15 protein-coding genes are annotated in these 15333 nt (G+C 66.3%); 8 read left to right on the plus strand and 7 right to left on the minus strand.

What is annotated here, in order from left to right:
• Nucleotides 1-151 precede the first annotated feature (151 nt).
• From edd to QPK29_RS18055, 4 genes are all read left to right on the plus strand, one after another.
• Nucleotides 152-2074, plus strand: a complete 1923-nt coding sequence (gene edd / locus QPK29_RS18040) for a phosphogluconate dehydratase (protein WP_371770122.1) — start codon at nt 152-154, stop codon at nt 2072-2074.
• 20 nt (nt 2075-2094) lie between these two features.
• Nucleotides 2095-2718 carry a bifunctional 4-hydroxy-2-oxoglutarate aldolase/2-dehydro-3-deoxy-phosphogluconate aldolase gene (eda, locus tag QPK29_RS18045; protein WP_371770227.1) on the plus strand — a complete coding sequence of 208 codons (624 nt, stop codon included), beginning with the start codon at nt 2095-2097 and terminating at the stop codon, nt 2716-2718.
• Between the two features lie 8 nt (nt 2719-2726).
• Nucleotides 2727-3290 (plus strand): Rhs element Vgr protein, encoded by a 564-nt coding sequence (locus tag QPK29_RS18050; protein ID WP_371770121.1) that lies wholly within the window; start codon nt 2727-2729, stop codon nt 3288-3290.
• A gap of 70 nt (nt 3291-3360) precedes the next feature.
• The gene (locus QPK29_RS18055) at nt 3361-3846 is read left to right on the plus strand and encodes a hypothetical protein (protein WP_056136415.1); all 486 of its coding nucleotides are present in this window, start codon (nt 3361-3363) and stop codon (nt 3844-3846) included.
• Between the two features lie 27 nt (nt 3847-3873).
• Here the strand turns inward: QPK29_RS18055 and QPK29_RS18060 are convergent, their stop codons facing one another.
• From QPK29_RS18060 to QPK29_RS18080, 5 genes are all read right to left on the minus strand, one after another.
• Entirely contained in the window at nt 3874-4899 is a 1026-nt protein-coding gene (locus QPK29_RS18060) for a flagellin N-terminal helical domain-containing protein (RefSeq protein WP_371770120.1), read from the minus strand.
• A gap of 146 nt (nt 4900-5045) precedes the next feature.
• Nucleotides 5046-5585 carry a gamma carbonic anhydrase family protein gene (locus QPK29_RS18065; protein WP_371770119.1) on the minus strand — a complete coding sequence of 180 codons (540 nt, stop codon included), beginning with the start codon at nt 5583-5585 and terminating at the stop codon, nt 5046-5048.
• Nucleotides 5586-5611: 26 nt separating this feature from the next.
• Nucleotides 5612-5977 carry a VOC family protein gene (locus QPK29_RS18070; RefSeq protein ID WP_371770118.1) on the minus strand — a complete coding sequence of 122 codons (366 nt, stop codon included), beginning with the start codon at nt 5975-5977 and terminating at the stop codon, nt 5612-5614.
• A 20-nt stretch (nt 5978-5997) separates the two neighbouring features.
• Nucleotides 5998-6138, minus strand: coding sequence for a hypothetical protein (locus QPK29_RS18075; RefSeq protein WP_371770117.1), 141 nt, complete (start codon nt 6136-6138; stop codon nt 5998-6000).
• Nucleotides 6135-7658 carry a poly(ethylene terephthalate) hydrolase family protein gene (locus QPK29_RS18080; RefSeq protein ID WP_371770116.1) on the minus strand — a complete coding sequence of 508 codons (1524 nt, stop codon included), beginning with the start codon at nt 7656-7658 and terminating at the stop codon, nt 6135-6137. Before QPK29_RS18080 ends, QPK29_RS18075 begins: the two co-directional genes overlap by 4 nt.
• Nucleotides 7659-7774: 116 nt before the next feature.
• On the opposite strand from QPK29_RS18080, the gene rpiA reads away from it, so the two are divergent.
• Both rpiA and QPK29_RS18090 read left to right on the plus strand, forming a co-directional pair.
• Entirely contained in the window at nt 7775-8452 is a 678-nt protein-coding gene (rpiA, locus tag QPK29_RS18085) for a ribose-5-phosphate isomerase RpiA (protein ID WP_056136425.1), read from the plus strand.
• Between the two features lie 2 nt (nt 8453-8454).
• Nucleotides 8455-8781, plus strand: coding sequence for a hypothetical protein (locus QPK29_RS18090; protein WP_371770115.1), 327 nt, complete (start codon nt 8455-8457; stop codon nt 8779-8781).
• Between the two features lie 45 nt (nt 8782-8826).
• Here the strand turns inward: QPK29_RS18090 and QPK29_RS18095 are convergent, their stop codons facing one another.
• Nucleotides 8827-9099, minus strand: coding sequence for an oxidative damage protection protein (locus tag QPK29_RS18095; RefSeq protein ID WP_056136429.1), 273 nt, complete (start codon nt 9097-9099; stop codon nt 8827-8829).
• Nucleotides 9100-9286: 187 nt separating this feature from the next.
• Nucleotides 9287-10600: an amino-acid N-acetyltransferase gene (gene argA / locus QPK29_RS18100; protein WP_082577168.1), complete on the minus strand. Its 1314-nt coding sequence runs from the start codon at nt 10598-10600 to the stop codon at nt 9287-9289.
• Nucleotides 10601-10654: 54 nt separating this feature from the next.
• Here argA and hrpA point away from each other — a divergent pair, with 54 nt between their 5' ends.
• Both hrpA and QPK29_RS18110 read left to right on the plus strand, forming a co-directional pair.
• Nucleotides 10655-14776 (plus strand): ATP-dependent RNA helicase HrpA, encoded by a 4122-nt coding sequence (gene hrpA / locus QPK29_RS18105; protein ID WP_371770114.1) that lies wholly within the window; start codon nt 10655-10657, stop codon nt 14774-14776.
• A 103-nt stretch (nt 14777-14879) separates the two neighbouring features.
• Nucleotides 14880-15332 (plus strand): DUF2214 family protein, encoded by a 453-nt coding sequence (locus QPK29_RS18110; protein ID WP_371767704.1) that lies wholly within the window; start codon nt 14880-14882, stop codon nt 15330-15332.
• Nucleotide 15333: the final 1 nt, after the last annotated feature.

Below are 15333 nucleotides of genomic sequence, written 5' to 3' on the forward strand. Positions count from 1 at the left end.
GTAAATTCACTACACAAAAAAGCGCCTTCGCGCGGCCGCGTATCACGCGCGCATCTCGACTACGTTTCCGGACCCCTCAGTCAGTGATTAGTGAGCGGGAATCCCCATTTCGTAGTAAAATTTCAGAAATCTAATTCACAAGGAACAGATCATGGCGCTGCACCCCGTAGTAGAACAGGTCACCAACCGGATCATCAAGCGTAGCCGGGCTTCGCGCCAGGCGTATCTCGCGCATCTCGACGCCGCGCGCGTCAAGGGCGTGCAGCGCAGCGTGCTGGCGTGCACGAACCTGGCACACGGGTTTGCCGCCTTCCCGGCCAACGACAAGCTCAAGCTGCGCGAGGCCAAGCAGCCGTCGGTGGCGATCGTTTCCTCGTACAACGACATGCTGTCGGCGCACCAGCCGTACGAAGCCTATCCGAAGGTCATCAAGGACGCCGTGCGTGAAGTCGGCGCCGTGGCGCAGTTCGCCGGCGGCGTGCCCGCCATGTGCGACGGCGTCACGCAGGGCCAGCCGGGCATGGAACTGTCGCTGTTCTCGCGCGACACCATCGCCATGTCGACCGCCATCGCGCTGTCGCACAATATGTTCGACGCCAGCCTGTACCTCGGCATCTGCGACAAGATCGTGCCGGGCCTGCTGATCGGCGCGCTGCACTTCGGCCACATCCCGGGCATCTTCGTGCCGGGCGGCCCGATGGCGACCGGTATCTCGAACAAGGAAAAGGCCGCCGTGCGCCAGCGCTACGCGAAGGGCGAGGCCACGCGCGAAGAGCTGCTGGAAGGCGAGGCCAAGGCCTACCACAGCGCCGGTACGTGTACCTTCTACGGTACCGCTAACAGCAACCAGATGCTGATGGAGATGATGGGCCTGCACCTGCCGGGCGCCGCCTTCGTCCATCCGGACACCCCGCTGCGCGAGGCGCTGACCCGCGCCGCGGCCCAGCATGCGGTCAAGATCTCGCAGCAGGGCGGCGAGTACATGCCGATCGGCCACATCGTCGACGAAAAATGCATCGTCAACGCCATCGCCGCGCTGCACGCGACGGGCGGTTCCACGAACCACACGCTGCACCTCGTCGCGATCGCGCGCGCGGCCGGCATCGTGATCGACTGGAACGACTTCGACGAGCTGTCGAAAGTGGTGCCGCTGCTGACGCGCGTGTACCCGAACGGCGACGCCGACGTGAACTACTTCCAGGCCGCCGGCGGCCCGACCTTCGTCATCCGCGAACTGCTGGACGCCGGCCTCGTGCACGACGACGTCAACACCATCCTGGGCCGCGGCCTGCGCAACCACTGCAAGGAACCGTTCCTGGACGGCGACAAGGTCGTCTGGCGCGACCTGCCGGAGCAGAGCGGCGACGAATCGGTGCTGCGCAAGCATACGAACCCGTTCAGCGACAACGGCGGCCTGATCCTCGTGCAGGGCAACCTGGGCCGCGCCGTGATGAAGATCTCGGCCGTCAAGAAGGAACACCACATCGTCGAAGCACCGGCGTTGACGTTCGATTCGCAGGAAGATTTCATGCACGCCTACAAGGCCGGCAAGCTGAACCGCGATTTCGTCGCCGTGATCCGCTTCCAGGGCCCGCGCGCCAACGGCATGCCGGAACTGCACGCGCTGACGCCGGCACTGGCCAACCTGCAGGATTCCGGCTACCACGTCGCGATGGTCACCGACGGCCGCATGTCGGGCGCATCGGGCAAGGTCCCGGCCGCGATCCACGTGTCGCCGGAAATCCTGGCCGGCGGTCCGCTGGGCCTCGTGCGCGACGGCGACATCATCCGCGTCGACGCCACCCAGGGCACGCTGGACGCGCTGGTGCCGGAAGACGTATGGGCCGCGCGCAAGATGGCAACCGCCGACCTGAGCTCCGGCCACATCGGCATGGGCCGCGAGCTGTTCGACGTGTTCCGCAAATCCGTCAGCGCGGCCGAGGAGGGCGCCGCCCACTTCCCGCTGCCGTCGCCGATCGACACGACCGTACCCCTGCACGAAGGCACCGACAGCGGCGAGATCATGCCGGGTTCCGATGAAGACTTCCTGTTCCGCAAATCCACCGCGAAGTGAGTACAACGATGAGTAACGATATGACCCTGCTGGACATCATGAAATCCGCCGTCGTGATCCCCGTGATCGCGATCGACGACCCGGACCATGCCGTCCCCCTCGCCAAGGCGCTGGTCGCCGGCGGCATCCGCGTGCTCGAAGTCACGCTGCGCACCAGGCACGGCCTGGACGCGATCCGCGCGATGGCCCAGGTGGAAGGCGCGATCGTCGGCGTCGGCACGCTGACGCAGCCGGAAGAATTCGCCGCGTCGCGCGATGCCGGTGCCGTGTTCGGCGTGTCGCCGGGCCTGACGCCGTCGCTGATCGAGGCGGCGAAGAAAAGCGGCCTGCCGCTGCTGCCGGGCTGCATGACCCCGTCCGAAGTGATGGTGGCGCGCGAAGCCGGCTTCAAGCAGCTGAAACTGTTCCCGGCCGTGCCGGCGGGCGGCGTCGGCATGCTGAAGGGCATCGGCGGTCCGCTGCCGGACGTGACCTTCTGCCCGACGGGCGGCATCTCGATCGAGACGGCACCGCAATTCCTCGCGCTGAAGAACGTCGCGTGCGTGGGCGGCTCCTGGCTGACCCCGGCGGATGCGATGAAGGCCGGCGACTGGGGCCTGATCACCGAGCTGGCCAAGGCCGCGTCCGCGCTGAAGGCGGCCTGAGCCCAAGCATGCGGCGGCGCCTGGTCCGGGGCCTGACCCCGGCCGAAATACGCATGGCGTCGCTGCTGTTCGGCGGCGCCATCGATGTGGCGCGCGTGCGCGTGCATGGGCGCCGCTACCTGCCGTTGGTGCAGCCGAAAAACTGCGCCATGACGCCCAACGGCAGCATTTATTTCCACCGCTCCTGTTTCCTGCCCGATTATGGCGCGGGCGATCCGCACACGATCCACTGGTTCATGCACGAGATGGTGCATGTGTGGCAGCACCAGCTGGGCTACCCGGTCCGGTTGCGCGGCGCCTTCCGCATCGGCCTGTCGTACCGCTACGAACTGCGCCCGGGCGCGCTCCTGTCCGATTACAACATGGAAGCCCAGGGCGACTTGCTCGCGGATTATTTTGCGCTGAAATACATGCGCAACCCGCGCATCATGCGCCAGCGCCGGTATGCGCACCAGATCGAGTTGTACGAACAGGTGCTGGCCCGCTTCCTCGCCGACCCGCGCGACCCGGACAACCTGCCGCGCGGCAGCGCACGCCGCTTCGCGCGGATGGTAGCGTCTGTCTCCGCCTGAGCTTGCGTAGCCTCAAAATTTAACGGTGCTGCCGTCGTAGGCTTTCGCCTTGCGCTCCGTTGAGGTCATCATGTCCGTCCCCTATCGCATCCCCGTGCTGCTGTGTGCCTGGTGCCTGGCCGCGCCGGCGTGCGCCCGCGTCGGCGCGGCCGAGGTGCGCGAAGGCCCGCGTGGCGGCCCGTGCTTCACCATCACCCCGCGCGAGGAACGCCTGGGCACGCCGGAATTCCGGTCGATCGTCGTGTGGGAGGGCGCACGCCCGGTGTGGAAGATGACGATGCCGAAGGAGCGCACATTCCCCCTCACGTTCGGCATGTGCGTGCCGTACGGCGGCAAGGTGGCGTCGCTGCCGCGCACGACGCCCGCGCCGCTGGCGCCGGGGCGGATCTACAGCCTGCGCATCGAGGCGCGGCCGGGCAAGGGCAGCGCCGCGTCCAGCTACGAGGCCAGGTTCTGCCTGGCACGCCAGCATGACGGCAGTGCGGTCGTGCACCAGATCTGGAATGGCGACAGGGAAGGGCCGCGCATGTACGGGTGTTTGCCGCCGGGCGATTGACGCCGTCGTCGGCTGGCAGGGGCGCCGTTACTGCAGCAGCGCCATCACCATCGAGGCCAGGCTGTTGGTCTGCTTCAGCATGGCCGTGCTGGACTGCATGAGCATCTGGTTCGCGGTCATGGCCGACGACTCCGTCGCGAAGTCGACGTCCATGATGCGGCCGGTGGCGGCCTGCGTATTGGTCGAGACGTTCGCCAGGTTGTTGTAGGCGTGGTCCAGGCGGTTCGCGGCCGCGCCCAGTCCGGACCGCAGCGCCGACACGGCGTCGAGGGCGTCGCCCAGCTTGCCGATCGTCGCCGCGGGATCGGCGACGAGCGTCATCGTGCCATGGACCGTGATCGTGCCGCCGAAACCGTCGGGGATATTCGTCGTCGTGGGGATCAGGATGTCGGCGAGGGTGTGGCCCGGCGTTGTGTTGGTGGTCGAGCTGTCGCCCGCGAAACGGGTGACGATGGTGACCACGGTATTCCCGCTGCCGTCGAGCGAGGTGATGTCGCTGGTCGTGGCGGCCTGCAGCAGGAGGTCGACGTCGTGCAGCTGCTGCGAGAAATCGGCATGCATCGTTTCCGCACTGTCGGCACCGATCTGGAACGAGAGGCCCGCCGTATCCCCGAGTTTTCCGCCCGTCGTTGCGGAGGTGTTCAGCAGCGTGGTGCCGCCGAAGCCCGTGTTGCTGAAGATGTTCGACAGTTCGTCCGTCAGCGAATCGTATTCCGCCTGCAGGGTGTCCCGGTCGGCGCTCGACGACGAGGTATCGCCGGCCTGGGTCGCCAGGTCCTTCATGCGGATGAGGATGTCGCTGACTTCGCTCAGTGCCCCGTCGGCAGTTTGCAGCAGCGAGATGGAATTCTGCGTGTTGCGCATGGCCACGGTCATGCCGCTGCTTTGCGCCTTCAGGCGCGTGGCGATCTGCAGGCCGGCGGCGTCGTCCTGCGCCGAGTTGACGCGGTAGCCGGTCGACAGGCGCGTCATCGACGTCGACAGCCAGGCCTGGGTACGGCCCAGGACCTTCAGCGCCGACAGCGATACGAAATTGGTGTGAAGACTCAGCATTTATGAAACAGTCAATGATCTCCTGATAATAGGGCGACCGGATTCCACTTCGTATTAAATATTGAATCAATATTTTTTCGATTTTGCAGTTTTCGGCGCTTCTGCTGCAGAGGGCCGGCTTGCGCGCGGACGGTCGATTGTTGGAATTACCCGGTGGATCCGTTCAGGTAATTGTCCTTGATGCGCACATAATGCTCGGCCGAATAGCGCAGGTACGCGATCTCGGCCTCGGTCAGCGCCCGCACCTTGACGACGGGCCGGCCCATGTACAGGAAGCCGCTTTCCAGCGTCCTGTTCGGTGGGACGAGGCTGCCGGCGCCGACCATGACGCGGTCCTCGACCACCACGTCGTCCATCACGATGGTGCCCATGCCGATGAGGCATTCGTTCCCGATGCGGCAGCCGTGCAGGATGACGGCGTGGCCGATGGTGACGTAGTCGCCGATGACGAGCGGCGAGCCGTCCGGCCTGGCGGGCGTCTTGTGGGACACGTGGCCCATCGTCAGGTCCTGGACGTTGGTGCAGCGGCCGATGACGATGTCGTTGACGTCGCCGCGCAGCACGGCGTTGCACCAGATCGAGCTGTCCGCGCCGAGGCGGACGCTGCCGATGACCTGGGCCGAGGCGTGCACGTAGACGCGCTCGGCAAGCTGCGGAGCGGTGTCGAGGTAGTTCGAGAGCGGCATGGTGAAGTTTTTTTAACGGTGGGTGATCAGGCCGGCGGTTCCCACAGCTCGACCTTGTTGCCTTCGGGATCGATGACCCAGCCGAACTTGCCGTATTCGCCGTCGTCCGTCCTGTCGAGCACATTGCAGCCTTCGTCGCGCAAGGCCTGTAGCAGGGCGGCGAGGTTGTCGACGCGATAGTTGATCATGAACGGGGCCCGGCTCGGCGTGAACTGGTCGCTGTCCGCAGCGAACACGGACCAGGCGGTGGTGCCCTTGGGGTCCGTCCAATCGAACGCGGCGCCGCCCCATGGCTTTACGTCGATGCCCAGGTGGCGCGTGTACCAGGCGCTCAGCGCGGCCGGGTCGTTTGCCTGGAAGAAGACGCCGCCGATGCCAGTGACTCGCTTCATGTGACCTCCGGATTATTTGTTCAGGTTACGTCGACCCCGTCGTACGCATCGCTGGCCTGGACGGAGGCCGGATAGGCGGGCATCGGAAAGACGACGGTCTCCTCCACGTCGGCGCCTGCCGCCAGGGGAAGGGGCAGGACGGCGCCGATGACGTATTTCATTGCGCCACCGCGACGCCCAGTGCCCCCAGCCGTTCGCGCGCATGCGCCTGCCCCGGCTCCAGCGCCAGCGCCTGCCGGTAATTCGCGATGGCCGCGTCGCGCTCGCCGGCCGCCTCGTACGCCTGGCCGAGGCCGTCGTAGAGGAAGTCGAAGCGTTCCGGATACAGTTTGACGCCCAGCCGGAACACCTGCATGGCATCGGCGGCGCGCCGTTCGCGCAACAGCTTCATGCCCCAGTCGTGGGCTTGCAGCGGGTCGAGGGCGAGGTCGGGATTCTGCGCGTGCAGGCGGTCGTAGATGGTGGCGATGTGCTCGAAGCCCTGCTGGCCCAGTTGTTCGAGGAACGTGTCCAACGTCGGCGGCGCGCCCGTGGCGCGGCGTAGCGCGAACGAGACGAAGCCGGCCGGCGGACGGTTCGCGGCGACGGCGTCGTCCAGCTGGCGGCGTGCCGGGGCATCGTTGCGCAAGCGGGCGTCGAGGAAACGTTCGACCATGCGCGCCATCGCGCCGTAGGTCTGGGCCGATTGCGCGCGCGTGCGCTTGCCGAAGGCGGCGTCCGGCGCCATGCGCAGCGACCACGACGAGAAATCCATGTGGCTCGCGGCATCCAGCGTGGCGAGATACACGTCGGCATAACGCATGCGCCCCAGCAGTTCGGAGCCGATCGCGCCTTCGTCCTGCAGGCGCGTCATGTACAGCAGCGGGATGCCCAGGCGTTCCGGCGTGACGTAGCCTGCGGCGCGCGGGCCGCCGTTCACGTAGTCGTACGCGGCGCGCAGCGAGCCGTCCAGCGTGACGAGGGCGCGGATGCGGTCGTCGCGGGCCGCGGCCAGCACGCTTGCGAGGCTGCCCCAGCTGTGGCCGACGACGGCGATGCGGTTCGTGTCCGCCTGCGCCAGCGTGTGGGCGTAGCCGACCAGGAAGCCGATGTCGTCCGCCTGCGCTTCGGCGCCCTCCAGGCTCGCGGTCATCGTGTGCGAGCGCGGGCCCAGCGACGGCGTTGCGATCACGATGTAGCCGTGGCTCGCGAGGTATTCGCACAGGTCGGTGTTCTCGATGGCGTAGGCGCTGTGGCTCGGCGCGTAGATCACGACGGGGAATTTACCGGGGCGCTCGGGCGCGTCGCGCAGGGCGCGCACGGGGCTGGACAGGTCGCGCTGGACCTGCGGGGTGCGTGTCTCGACGAGCGCGTCGGTGGCGCGGCGCACCTGGTCCGGCATGCGGCTGAATTCCTCTTCCGTCGCCACCGTCGCCACGTAGTCGCGGTAGGTCAGCGCGCCGCCCGTGCCGATGGCCGGATACCAGATCAGCGTCTGCAGCGGCCGCGACCGGTCGCCGCTCGTTGCCTGCGCCGTGACGGGACTGCGCGGGTGCTGGTAGACGCGCGCCCGGTCGTACTGCTGGCGGACGTGGAAGCCGACGCGGTATGGGCCGGGCGGGGCGGACGGCGTGAAGTCGGCGGCCGTCGCGGTGTGCGCGAGGACGAAGGCGAGCAGCAGGGTGGTCAGGATCCGGAGCATGGGTCGTCGGCGGGTGTTTCTTTGGTTGCAAGATTATATGCTGAATTGGCATGATATTCGGCGCGACATGTGAATCCGTTAAAATGTCGGATTCTTCTTCACCTCCTTCCAACATCATGACTCAGGACGAACTCAAGCAAGCAGTGGCGCGCGCCGCCATCGAATACGTGGTCGACGGCGAAATCATCGGCGTCGGCACCGGTTCCACCGCCAACTTCTTCATCGACGAACTCGGCAAGATCAAGTCGCGCATCAAGGGCGCGGTCGCGTCGTCGGAAGCGACGGCGACGCGCCTGCGCGGCCACGGCATCGAGGTGTTCGACCTGAACGACGTCGAATCGATTTCCGTCTACGTCGACGGCGCCGACGAGATCAATGCCACCGGCGCCATGATCAAGGGCGGCGGCGCGGCATTGACGCGAGAAAAGATCGTCGCGTCCGTGTCGGGCAAGTTCGTGTGCATCGCCGACGGCTCCAAGCTGGTCGAGACGCTGGGACAATTCCCGCTGCCGGTCGAAGTGGTGCCGATGGCCGCGAACGCCGTCAGCCGCAAGCTGGTCGCGCTGGGTGGCCAGCCGCGCCTGCGTACCAAGCCGGGCAGCACGGACGCGTTCGTCACGGACAACGGCGGCTACATCCTGGACGTGGCCGGCCTGGCCATCACGGATGCGGTGGCGCTGGAATCGGAGATCAACCAGATCGTCGGCGTGATCGCCGTCGGCCTGTTCGCCCGCCGCGGCGCCGACGTCTGCCTGCTGGGCACGGGCGACGGCGTCAAGAAGCTGACGTTCTGAGCATGAGCCGCCTGGCGCTTATCTGCGCGGCCGTCGCGGTGCTGGGCGGCTGCTCCATGTTCCACAGGCAGATGCCGGCCGCACCGGCCGCACCCGTGGCTGCGGCCGATACCGCGCCGGCCGTCGAGACGATTCCGTTCCGCATGGGCGTGTCGTCGGCGACCGTCGAGAAGATGGCGAAGCAGCAAGGGTGTACGGGCGGACAGGGCGCCGGGCTCATCACGGAGCCGGGACCTGTCGAGGTCTATCGCATGCGCTGCGAGGACGGGCAAATGCGCGGGAAAGTGTTCATGGCGCGGTGCGAACTGCGCCAGTGCCGGCAGATGTAAGGCGTTTTCTGCAGCGGGGCGGCAAGGCTGCCCCGCTGCAATAAATCAGGCGCTCGGCGGTACGTAGCCGGCAGCCTCGTCGGCGCCTTCGCCGAAGAAATGGCGTTCCATTTGCGTGGCCAGGTATTTGCGGGCGCGCGCGTCGGCCATGTTCAGGCGGTTTTCGTTGATCAGCATCGTCTGGTGCTTCAGCCAGCCATCCCAGGCTTCCTTCGACACGCTTTCATAGATGCGCTTGCCCAGTTCGCCCGGGTACGGTGGGAAAGCCAGGCCTTCGGCTTCTTTGTTCAGTTTGATGCAGTGGACGGTGCGGGCCATGTTCTTGCTCCTGGTTCGGTATCGGAAAACGTGATTATAAAGCGACGCGGCCGCTGCCGCGTCGTCCCCGCGAAAGCGGGGACCCATGCTGAGCAACAGAATTCAGTACTTTGGAAGCGGTGCGGCATGTTTGACGCTTGGCTTCGGAAAGTCTGCATGGGTTCCCGCCTGCGCGGGAACGACGGTTTTACAGCTGCTTGATCAGAATCTGCGACCTGCGTTGCCAGTTGTACATGTGCGCCCGGTCCTTGGGCAGGTCGTCGACGGTCGCCGGCACGAACCCGCGCTTCTTGAACCAGTGCGACGTGCGCGTGGTCAGCACGAACAGCTTGTTCATGCCGGCGGCGCGGGCGCGGTTTTCCATGTGCTTCAGGATGCGCTCGCCGTCGCCCTGCGTTTGCGCCTCCGGACTGATGGTCAGGCAGGCCATTTCCGCCATCTTCGATTCCGGGAACGGGTACAGCGCGGCGCAGCCGAAGATGACGCCGTCGTGCTCGATCACGGAGAACTGCTCGATTTCGCGTTCGATCAGCTCGCGCGGACGCTTGACCAGCGTGCCGTCCGCTTCGAGCGGTTCGATGAGCTTGATAATGCCGCCGACGTCCTCAATTGTGGCCTGGCGGAGGCTCTCCAGGTTGTCGTGCGTGATCATCGTGCCCACGCCGTCGTGGGTGAACAGTTCCAGCAGCGCGGAGCCGTCCGTCGAGAACGGGACGATGTGGGCGCGGTCGACGCCGCTGTTGCACGCCTTGATCGCGTGCTGCAGGTAGAACGACGCGTCGTTCGGCAGGAAGCCCGCCTGCAGCACGGCTTCGGCCTGGTGCGACGACAGTTCGCGGATGTCGCCGCCGCCGGCATCCTTCATCAGCGGCGTTTCCGTGATGAAGATGAGCTTTTCGGCATGCAGGGCGATGGCGGCGGATACCGCCACGTCTTCCATCGTCAGGTTGAACACCTCGCCGGTCGGCGAGAAGCCCAGCGGCGACAGCAGGACGATGTTGTCCTCGGTCTCCAGGATGGGCTGGATCTTGGCGGCGGCGACCTTGCGCGTCACGCCCGTCAGCTCGTGGTCGACGCCATCGATCACGCCCAGCGGGCGCGCGGTGACGAAGTTGCCGGACACGATGCTGATGTGCGCATTCGACATCGGCGTGTTGGGCAAGCCCTGGCTGAACGCGCCCTCGATGTCCAGGCGCAGTTCGCCGGCGGCTTCCTTGGCGCATTCCATCGCCGCGCTGTCGGTGACGCGCACGCCGTTGTGGAAGCGGCCCGCGACGTTACGCAGCGCGAGCTGCTCGGCCACCTGCGGCCGCGACCCGTGCACCAGCACGACGCGGATGCCGAGTCCGACCAGCAGCGACAGGTCCTGCGCCAGCACGGGCAGGGCGCCGGCCGACACCAGTTCACCGGGGAAAGCGACGACGAAGGTCTTGCCGCCGAATGCGTGAATATATGGCGCGACGGAGCGCAGCCACTGGACGAATTGGGTAGGGTTTTCCATTTGCCGCATTATAATTCGCTGCGCGACTTGCGCACCAAATCCTCGTAAAAATCAATGTCTGAACAGAGTAACAAGCCTGCGCCCAAGCCGGCGCGCGCCGCATCCCCCGACCGCTCTTCGCAACCGCCGCGCGGCGACGCCCGTCGCGGTCCGCGCCCGCCTGCGCGCGAGGGCGCGCTCGCGAACGCGCTCGCGCAGGCGCAGGTGCGTCCGTCGTCAGGCTCCACCTTGCGTGCGGATGCACAGGCGCAGGAGCGCCCGGCCAAGCCGCGCGAAGGCGGCCAGCGTCCGCGCGAGGAGCGCCCCGCGCGCAAAGAGTCGGTGCGCAATCCGCTCCCCCCGATCACCTTCCCGGAAGACCTTCCTGTCTCCGGCCGCCGCGCCGAAATCGCGAAGGCGCTGATGGAAAACCAGGTCGTGATCGTGTCCGGCGAAACCGGCTCGGGCAAGACGACGCAGCTGCCGAAGATCTGCCTGGAGCTGGGCCGCGGCGAAAAGGGCATGATCGGCCACACGCAGCCGCGCCGCATCGCCGCGTCGTCGACCGCGAAGCGTATCGCGTTCGAACTGGGTTCGCCGCTGGGCGAGCACGTGGGCTACAAGGTCCGCTTCAACGACACGCTGTCGTCCGGCGCCTGGGTCAAGCTGATGACGGACGGTATCCTGCTGGCCGAAACCCAGACCGACCCGCTGCTCAAGGCCTACGATACGATCATCATCGACGAGGCGCACGAGCGCAGCCTGAACATCGACTTCCTGCTCGGCTACCTGAAGGAGATCCTGCCGCGCCGGCCGGACCTGAAGGTGATCATCACGTCCGCGACGATCGACGCCGACCGCTTCGCGCGCCATTTCGGCACGCCCGAGAAGCCGGCGCCCGTCATCGAAGTGTCGGGCCGCTTGTACAAGGTCGAGGTGCGCTACCGCCCCGTCGAACGCGACCAGGAATTCGCACCCGCGGCCGACGGCAAATCGGTCTCCAAGGCGCAGGCCGCGCGCGACAAGCGCGACCTGATGGATGCCGTCGTCGACGGCGTCGATGAACTCTGCCGCCTGGGATCCGGCGACGTGCTCGTGTTCCTGCCCGGCGAGCGCGAGATCCGCGACTGCGCCGAAGCGCTGCGCAAGCATCATCCGCCGCACGTGGAGATCCTGCCGCTGTTCGCGAGACTCTCGGTCGAAGAACAGGACCGCGTGTTCCGCACGACGAACGCGCGCCGCATCGTCCTCGCGACGAACGTGGCCGAGACGTCGCTGACGGTGCCCGGCATCCGCTACGTCGTCGACGCCGGCCTGGCGCGCGTAAAACGCTACAGCTACCGCAACAAGGTCGAGCAACTGCAGATCGAGGCGATCTCGCAGGCCGCCGCCAACCAGCGCGCGGGCCGTTGCGGCCGCGTCGCGGATGGCGTCTGCATCCGCTTGTACGAGGAAGACGATTTCCTGCAGCGGCCGAAATTCACGGACCCGGAGATCCTCCGCTCGTCGCTGGCGGCCGTCATCCTGCGCATGAAGTCCCTGCACCTGACGGACGTGGAGACATTCCCGTTCGTCGAGCCGCCGCAGGGCCGCGCCATCGCCGACGGTTACCAGCTGCTGCAGGAGCTGGGCGCCGTCGACGACGCCAACGAACTCACGGCGATGGGCCGCAAACTGGCCAAGCTGCCGCTCGACCCGCGCGTGGGCCGCATGATCCTGGCCGCCGTCGACAACGTGTGCCTCACCGAGATGCTGATCATCGCATCCGCGCTGTCCGTACAGGACCCGCGCGACCGGCCGATGGAATACCAGCAGCAGGCCGACGAGAAGCACAAGAAGTTCGCCGACGAGAAGAGCGAATTTTTAAGCTTCCTGAAGATCTGGCGCTGGTTCGAGCAGGCGATCGAGCACAAGAAGACGAACCGCCAGCTGCAGGACAACTGCCGCGAGAACTTCCTGTCGCAGGTGCGCCTGCGCGAGTGGCGCGATGTGCATTCGCAACTGCTCACCATCGTCAGGGAACAGGGCTGGCGCCTGAACGAAGCCCCGGCCACGTACGAGCAGCTGCACATGGCGCTGCTGACTGGCTTGCTCGGCAATATCGGCTACAAGATGGAAGACGATTCCGGCGCCTACCTCGGCGCGCGCGGCATCAAGTTCCACATCTGGCCGGGGTCCACGCTCGGCAAGAAGGCCGGCAAATGGATCATGGCGGCGGAACTGGTCGAGACGACGCGCCTGTACGCGCGCTGCATCGCCCAGATCCAGCCGGAGTGGGTCGAGAAGATCGGCGGCCACCTGCTGAAAAAATCGTGGGGCGAGCCGCGCTGGGAAAAGCGCACGGCGCAGGTCACGGCGAGCGAGCGCGCGACGCTGTACGGCATCGTCGTCTACAGCCAGCGCCGCATCAACTATGCGCAGCACAATCCGGCGGAGGCGCGCGAGATCTTCATCCGCGATGCGCTGGTCGGCGGCGATTACGAGACGCGGTCGCAGTTCTTCGCGCACAACCACAAGCTGATCAAGGAAATCGAAAACCTCGAGCACAAGTCGCGCCGCCTCGACGTGCTCGTGGACGACCAGCTGATCCATGCGTTCTACGACAACGAGATCCCGTCGGACGTGGTGAACGGCGCGGGTTTCGAGAAGTGGTACAAGGACGCATCGCGCGACAACCCCAAGCTCCTGTACCTGAACCGCGAAGAACTGATGCGCCACGAAGCGGCGGGCGTCACGACGGAGCTGTTCCCGAAGACGATGAACGTCACCGGCATCGAGATGGGCCTGTCGTACCACTTCGAACCGGGCAGCCCGCGCGACGGCGTGACCCTGACCGTGCCGCTGTTCGCGCTGAACCAGATCCCGCGCGAGCGCGCGGACTGGCTCGTGCCGGGCATGCTGAAGGAAAAAGTGCAGCTGCTGCTGAAGTCCCTGCCGCAGAAGCTGCGCCGTCACTGCGTGCCGCTGCCGGAGTATGCCGCGCGCTTCTTCGAGCGTAACGAAGACCCCGTGCAGTTCGGCCGCGGCGACCTGATCGACGCGCTCATCGCCGACATCCACGCGCAGACGGGCGTGCGCGTGATGACGACGGACTTCAAGCTGGAGACCTTGCCGGCCCACCTCTTCATGAACTTCAAGGTGGTCGACGAACACGGCCGCCAGCTCGACATGGGCCGCAATCTCGCCACCTTGCAGGCGGAACTGGGCGGCCAGGCACGCCAGAGTTTCCAGCGGATGGCGGAGACGACACCGGCTGCCGGGCCGTCAAGCGCCAAACCGCTGGCTGCGCAGGCCGCGCAGGCACCGGCGAAAGGCAAGCCCGCACCGGCCGCACCCGCCGCGCCGACCGCCCACACGAACATCACCGGCTGGACGTTCGGCGAACTGCCGGAGCTGTTGGAGATCACGCAGGGCAAGATCACGCTGATCGGCTTCCCCGCGCTCGTCGACAAGGGCACGCACTGCGACCTGGAAGTCTTCGACGATCCGAACGTGGCGGCGCGCACGCACCGCATCGGCCTGCGCCGCCTGTTCGCGCTGCAGTTCAAGGACCAGTTGAAATTCGCGGAAAAGAACGTGCCGGGCCTGCAGCAGATGGGCATGCAGTTCATGTCGGTGGGTACACCGGAAGAACTGCGCGAGCAGATCGTCAACAAGGCCATCGAGATCGCCTGCCTGCAGGATCCGCTGCCGCACGATGCCGCCTCGTTCAACAAGCGCAAGGACGAGGGCAAGGGCCGCATCGGCCTGCTGATCAACGAGACGGCGCGCCTGGCCGGCCAGATCCTCGCGGAGTTCCACGGCCTGCCGAAGCGCCTGCAAGGCCTGCCGCCTGCCGTCGCGGGCGACATGCAGGCGCAGTTGCAGGGGCTCGTGCACAAGCGCTTCATCGCGGAAACGGAGTACAGCCAGCTGGCGCACTTCCCGCGCTACCTGAAGGCGATGAACGTGCGCCTGGAAAAGCTGCGCGGCAATCCGGCGCGCGATGCGCAGCTGATGGCCGAGTGGCAGACGGCGGCGACGCAGTTCCAGCGCACGGTGAAGAACCAGCCGCTGAAGAACCTCGACCCGCGCATGATCGAGTTCCGCTGGATGCTGGAAGAACTGCGCGTGTCGCTGTTCGCGCAGGAGCTGCGTACGCCGATGCCGGTGTCCAGCAAGCGCCTGCAGAAAGTATGGGAGTCGATGCTGCGCTAGTCAACACCGGGGTCAGAGCCCGATTTTTGGAAATTGCCCAAAATCGGGCTCTGACCCCGAAGTTTGCTACAGTTGATATCTCATCACTGCCAACGATCTTGCCATGACCGACCTCGTACTCGCCATCGTCCACCACCTGATCGTATTCGGCATCGCGTCCGCCCTCGCCGCCGAACTGGCGCTGATGCGGCCCGCCGCGATGTCGCCGCAGACCGTGCGTCTGCTGGGGCGCTTCGACGCGGCGTACGGCATCATGGCGCTGGCTATCCTGATCGTCGGCTTCCTGCGCGTGGCGTATGGCGCGAAGGGCGCCGGGTTCTACATGCACAACCCGATGTTCTGGGCCAAGATCGCCGCCTTCGCCGCCGTGGGCCTCATTTCGATCAAGCCCACGTTGCGCATCCTCGCCTGGCAAAAACGGGCGAAGGCGGATGCGGCGTTCGTGCCGGCGCTGGACGAAGTCAATGCGCTGCGCCGGACGATGCTGCTGGAGATCCACGTGTTCGCCTTGATTCCGATCTTCGCGGCCATGATGGCCCGCGGGGTCGGGTACTGAT

It is taken from the genome of Massilia orientalis (assembly GCF_030411975.2).
Classification (GTDB): Bacteria; Pseudomonadota; Gammaproteobacteria; order Burkholderiales; family Burkholderiaceae_D; genus Telluria; species Telluria orientalis.

Bases quoted from the DNA above. Each gene is read 5' to 3' on its own strand.
- edd (WP_371770122.1), top strand. From the start codon at position 152: ATGGCGCTGCACCCCGTAGTAGAACAGGTCACCAACCGGATCATCAAG.
- eda (WP_371770227.1), top strand. From the start codon at position 2,095: ATGACCCTGCTGGACATCATGAAATCCGCCGTCGTGATCCCCGTGATC.
- QPK29_RS18050 (WP_371770121.1), top strand. From the start codon at position 2,727: ATGCGGCGGCGCCTGGTCCGGGGCCTGACCCCGGCCGAAATACGCATG.
- QPK29_RS18055 (WP_056136415.1), top strand. From the start codon at position 3,361: ATGTCCGTCCCCTATCGCATCCCCGTGCTGCTGTGTGCCTGGTGCCTG.
- QPK29_RS18060 (WP_371770120.1), bottom strand. From the start codon at position 4,899: ATGCTGAGTCTTCACACCAATTTCGTATCGCTGTCGGCGCTGAAGGTC.
- QPK29_RS18065 (WP_371770119.1), bottom strand. From the start codon at position 5,585: ATGCCGCTCTCGAACTACCTCGACACCGCTCCGCAGCTTGCCGAGCGC.
- QPK29_RS18070 (WP_371770118.1), bottom strand. From the start codon at position 5,977: ATGAAGCGAGTCACTGGCATCGGCGGCGTCTTCTTCCAGGCAAACGAC.
- QPK29_RS18075 (WP_371770117.1), bottom strand. From the start codon at position 6,138: ATGAAATACGTCATCGGCGCCGTCCTGCCCCTTCCCCTGGCGGCAGGC.
- QPK29_RS18080 (WP_371770116.1), bottom strand. From the start codon at position 7,658: ATGCTCCGGATCCTGACCACCCTGCTGCTCGCCTTCGTCCTCGCGCAC.
- rpiA (WP_056136425.1), top strand. From the start codon at position 7,775: ATGACTCAGGACGAACTCAAGCAAGCAGTGGCGCGCGCCGCCATCGAA.
- QPK29_RS18090 (WP_371770115.1), top strand. From the start codon at position 8,455: ATGAGCCGCCTGGCGCTTATCTGCGCGGCCGTCGCGGTGCTGGGCGGC.
- QPK29_RS18095 (WP_056136429.1), bottom strand. From the start codon at position 9,099: ATGGCCCGCACCGTCCACTGCATCAAACTGAACAAAGAAGCCGAAGGC.
- argA (WP_082577168.1), bottom strand. From the start codon at position 10,600: ATGGAAAACCCTACCCAATTCGTCCAGTGGCTGCGCTCCGTCGCGCCA.
- hrpA (WP_371770114.1), top strand. From the start codon at position 10,655: ATGTCTGAACAGAGTAACAAGCCTGCGCCCAAGCCGGCGCGCGCCGCA.
- QPK29_RS18110 (WP_371767704.1), top strand. From the start codon at position 14,880: ATGACCGACCTCGTACTCGCCATCGTCCACCACCTGATCGTATTCGGC.